The 4894-nt window shown below is 44.3% G+C and carries 5 protein-coding genes; 1 reads left to right on the top strand and 4 read right to left on the bottom strand.

What is annotated here, in order from left to right:
- Positions 1-381: 381 nt before the first annotated feature.
- From ACHUFQ_RS13295 to ACHUFQ_RS13280, 4 genes are all read right to left on the bottom strand, one after another.
- The gene (locus tag ACHUFQ_RS13295) at positions 382-1104 is read right to left on the bottom strand and encodes a sulfotransferase-like domain-containing protein (RefSeq protein ID WP_394176219.1); all 723 of its coding nucleotides are present in this window, start codon (positions 1102-1104) and stop codon (positions 382-384) included.
- Between the two features lie 46 nt (positions 1105-1150).
- On the bottom strand, positions 1151-2092 hold the full coding sequence (locus ACHUFQ_RS13290; RefSeq protein ID WP_394176218.1) for an aminotransferase class IV: 942 nt from the start codon (positions 2090-2092) through the stop codon (positions 1151-1153).
- Positions 2093-2241: 149 nt separating this feature from the next.
- Positions 2242-3429, bottom strand: a complete 1188-nt coding sequence (locus ACHUFQ_RS13285) for an amino acid aminotransferase (RefSeq protein ID WP_394176216.1) — start codon at positions 3427-3429, stop codon at positions 2242-2244.
- A 155-nt stretch (positions 3430-3584) separates the two neighbouring features.
- A complete protein-coding gene (locus ACHUFQ_RS13280; RefSeq protein WP_394176214.1) occupies positions 3585-4301 on the bottom strand; it encodes a DUF445 family protein in 717 nt (238 codons plus the stop codon).
- Positions 4302-4586: 285 nt separating this feature from the next.
- Between ACHUFQ_RS13280 and ACHUFQ_RS13275 the strand changes: the two genes are divergently transcribed.
- Positions 4587-4781, top strand: coding sequence for a (2Fe-2S)-binding protein (locus ACHUFQ_RS13275; protein ID WP_394176212.1), 195 nt, complete (start codon positions 4587-4589; stop codon positions 4779-4781).
- Positions 4782-4894: the final 113 nt, after the last annotated feature.

Here is a 4894-nt window from a genome sequence, read left to right as displayed (position 1 = left end):
GGCGGAAAAAGCGTCATTCCCTGATGCTACAGGGAATCTACCGGAAAAGCAGATCCCCACTTTCGTGAGGATGACGGAGCGAGATGAGGATGACGGAGCGAGGTGAGGATATCGGGGTGGTGTGGACATCGATGTAGTGTGAATGATGCTGCGCGACGACGATGTGGTGTGGATGGCGGAAAAAGCGTCATTCCCTGATGCTACAGGGAATCTACCGGAAAAGCAGATCCCCACTTTCGTGAGGATGACGGGGTGGTGTGAGGATATCGGGGTGGTGTGGACATCGATGTAGTGTGAATGATGCTGCGCGACGACGATGTGGTGTGGATGGCCGGGTGGTGTGTGGATCACCCAGCTCGGTGGCGCTGACAATGTTCGAGGTTAGGGCATTAGTCGCTTTTCGAACATTTGCTGATAGGCATCCTGGTTTTCGTCCGCGACCGCTTGTTGTGCCGCGGTTAACTTTATTGTTTCAGGCCGATAAGGTTCAAATTCTGTAGAGGCTTCCACTCGCTGATACCAATGCGGAGCCCAGACACCATCGGAATCTCGTCGACCTTGGGGCCAAGACAACATCGTCTCGTCAAAATCCAGTCCTAACTGTTCGCACACAGCAGATAACGCCGCTCGGGGATTTTTCAGAACATCCTTACTATCGATCACGGGAATATCCTGGCCGCTGATTTCACTAATTTTCTGATAAAGCTGCCATTGGCGTTTAATGCCAATATCTTCATCATTCACTTCACGGATTTTTTTCACATAGGAGTTGACCACATTGGCAGGGTTGCGAATTAAGAAACAGTGCTTTAACTGAGCGCAAAAACTTAAATCAATCTCATCGAGCATATGATGGGTCATCATTTTCTGATAGAAAATATCGCATTGCCTTGGTGCCAGTAATTGCTCCACCACCTGCTGCCATTGTTGTGGCTGACTTGCCAATACATCATCCTGCATCGGATGAACCTTGCCACTGGCGCGCAAATAGTAGGCGTAGAAGGGTTCATCGATAACCTGTGTATCATAGCGATTTTCCCAGGCTCGCATCATTGCGGTTGAAATATTGCGAGGGCCAGACCACATCGCGACTCTGATTGTCATATTAAACCTCTGTGCAACTCGTTTGGTGTGAAAGGGTTAACCGCCGTTATGCTTCAAACAGACTGGAGTGACATTCATTGGCAATCATTTGCAAATAGAGCTGTTGTAATCGATGCACCATAGGCCCCTTACTTTGACGACTTGGGTAATCACCAATATCGCGGCCGTCAACGGTTTTTACCGGAGTGACGCCAGCAAAGGTGCCTGTGACAAAGGCTTCATCAGCGCCATACACCTCGGCAAGGGAAAAGTTTTTCTCGTACACCGGAATATGGGCAAGTTTGCAGAGCTTAATAATGTTAGAGCGGGTGATACCAGCCAGGCAATAATCGCCGGTAGATGTCCACACGGCACCATCACGGACAATAAAGAAATGGGTCGAATTACAGGTCGACACAAAGCCATGAGGATCAAGCATTAATGCTTCATCAGCGCCAGCTTTGGTTGCCTGAATACAACCAAAAATACAGTTTAGTTTAGAGTGGCTATTGAGCTTTGGGTCCTGAACATCAGGATATCCGCGACGCACATAAACGGTGTACAGATTCAAACCACGATTAGCCGATTCCGGCGCAGGGACTTTGTATTCAGGAATAATCACTATCGTAGCCGGTGAAATGGTAACTCGAGGATCCTGATAAGGCGTGGATTTAACGCCACGACTCACCATCAAACGAATATGTACATGGTCTTCCATACCGTTAGCACTGCAGGTATCTAATATGCGTTTCTGCAATTGTTGTGGGGTAATGCCAATATCCAGATCCAGTGCTTTGGCACCTTCATATAACCGTTTGAGGTGCTGTTCAATAAAAGGCAATTTGCCATGATGCAAACGTAGCCCTTCCCATACACCATCACCGAGAATAAATCCGGAATCAAATACGGAAATTTTGGCTTCGTGACGAGGAAAAAGTTCGCCATTGATATTGATTTGAATATGCTCATTACGAGCATCATCATTAGAGTGATGACTACCAGTGCTCATGACAGGACTCTTATCGTTATTATTTTAATTTATAAGATAAATTAGCGAGTAAATGCTGAGCAGGCAACTGATATTTTGAGGAATTTTTGAACGGTGTGAACGAAGATCAATCAGCCGGCAAGATAGCCGGCTGATCTGCGAAGTTTTACTTACAACACTTTCGCAATAGATTGCGCTAAATATTCCACGTTATTGCGTGAAATACCGGCAATACTCATACGCGATGAACCCACCATATAGATGCTGAATTCATCTTGCAGACGCTGAACTTGCTCAGGCGTAATACCTAGGAAAGAGAACATGCCTTTTTGACGGGTAATAAACGAAAAGTCACGCTCAACACCCTGAGCTTTAATGTTGTCCACCAGCAACTGGCGATTCTCATTAATGCGATTACGCATTGCTGCCAATTCTACATGCCACTGCTGAGTCAGTTCATTGGAAGATAATATCGTTTCCACCAAAGCTGCACCGTGTGCCGGCGGCATAGAATAAATACAACGTACAACGGATAACAATACCGATTGCGCAATATCGGTTGTCGCAACGTCTTTACCAATAATGCTACATGCGCCGATACGCTCTCGGTATAGACCAAAGTTCTTAGAACATGAGCTACACAGGATCATTTCTTCAACGCTGGCTGCCATTAAGCGGACGCCATAGGCATCTTCGTCCAGACCATCGCCAAAGCCCTGATAAGCCATGTCGATAAGTGGTGTAAAACCAACATCTTTGGCAACTTCAACAATTTCCTGCCACTGCTGTTGATTTAAGTCCATACCACTTGGGTTATGACAACAGGCATGAAGAAGCACAACATCATCGGCGCTGACTTGCGATAATGCCGCTTTCATTTCGTCAAACTTTAACGATTTGTTTTCATAATCGTAATAGGGGTAGGTCTTCACCGTTAAACCAGAAGCCTGAAACAAACCTGTATGGTTGGCCCATGTCGGATCGCTTACCCAAATTGTTGCACCCGGCTTACAAGAGCGAATAAATTCTGCAGCAACACGTAATGCGCCGGTACCACCTGGTGTAGATACGGTACGAACACGGTTTTGTGCAATCACTTCATGATCAGCGAAAATCAGATCGGTCATTTTTTCGTTGAAAAGTGCGCTACCTGCAGGGCCAATATAAACCTTCGTTTGCTCGTTATCGTAACGATATTTCTCAGCGGTCTTTACACAATCCAGAATGGTGGTATCACCGTGCTCATTCTTGTAAACACCGACACCTAAGTCGATTTTATTAGGATTTTCGTCAAGACGATATTTTGCCAGTAGTCCGAGAATCGGATCGGCCGGCAATGCTGATAAATTACCAAACATGGTTAATGCTACCTTCTCTTTAGTAGTTGAATGAAAAAAGTAAGATGGGTTACGCGGCAAGCATACATTACTTGTGTATGAAAATTAAGGTTAAAAATGGGGAAATTGGTTAAATTTTACCAATTTTTTCCCCAGTTTAAATTTTGACCGAGATTTTAAGAATTAAAATGACCAATTAACGCGACAATCAGGCCGATAAGGCCGCCAAACACACCGCCCCAGACAACCAACCAGCCAAGGTGTTTACGGATCATTTGCTGAATAATATCCTTGACCATTTCCGGCGTTAATTCATTAAGTCGCTGCTCAATAATGGCTTCTACTTTTTGTCGCATCCCTTCCAGCACATTCGGCTGCTCAAGCTGCGCACGAACCAGCTCATTAAACTCATCCTGTTCACTGATATTAACCAGTGACGCTTTCATCTTATCAATAAAGGGTTGCTTCAATGGCTGCAGTGCATCATTGCCGCCAAACATGGCTAACATGCCACCAAATGAAGATTCTTCGATGGTTTGCACTAAAGAATCAAACGCCGGTTCCAAATCAATCTTGTGAATAACATTAGAAAAATCAAAATGTACGGGAGCACCACTATTTTGTGACAAAAATTTATCGATATTTTGATCCGTGAAGAACTGCGTCATCATCATATTGGCGATGGCCTGTTTAAAGGCATCAAATTGCGAAGGAATAACTCCGGATCCATAAAGTAATGGGACTTTTTCAAACAACATATGCACCGCAAGGACATTGGTGACTGCGCCAGATAGCGCAAAGATGCCAATAGCAAAGAGAATATCCTGAGACAGGAAATAACCGATGACTGCCAATAATAAGGCAATGCTGTTGGTGATGTAGCTTTTATTCACAACCACTCCGTAAATTTCAAAATTAGCATTTTATCAATGAGTTCTGGATTGTCTCAAGGCTGAAGCAAAAACTTTGTTATCAGTGTAGAACATCTTGTATGGCAATTCTTACCGTAACGAGCAGGAAGTAGGGGGTTGATGCATAAAGAGTTTTAGCCTGTAAAACCACTACCTGCAAAGGTTTGCGCCGCAAAAATTTTACAAACCTATAACTTAAATACAGTTGATAATCATTATCATTTAGATTAATCTTAGCCCTAGAGTAATTATTAAACAGAATATTTGATGTACGTTTGTATTTGTCACGGTATTACCGAACAACAAATTAAAGAATCTACGGTTGACGGCGCCAGCTCAATGAAGTGCCTAAAGACGCAGTTGGCTATTGCTTCAACCTGTGGCAAATGCTCCCATGTGGCAAAAATGATCCTGGATGAAAGCTTATTGGCGTTAGCCGAGGAAGCAAAAGCGGTCGCTTAAACATCACCTATTAATAAAAAAATGCCGGCGTTAGCCTAACACCATTCAGTTAAGAGCCTCTTTTCTGAATGGGGTAGCGGGTTTTATTGATACGAACGGTCCTTTTCTTGGGC

Source organism: Thalassotalea litorea (assembly GCF_043642205.1).
Lineage (GTDB): Bacteria > Pseudomonadota > Gammaproteobacteria > Enterobacterales > Alteromonadaceae > Thalassotalea_A > Thalassotalea_A litorea.
The sequence above is the reverse complement of the archived record's forward strand: the minus strand, read 5'-3'. Positions and strand labels throughout refer to the sequence as shown.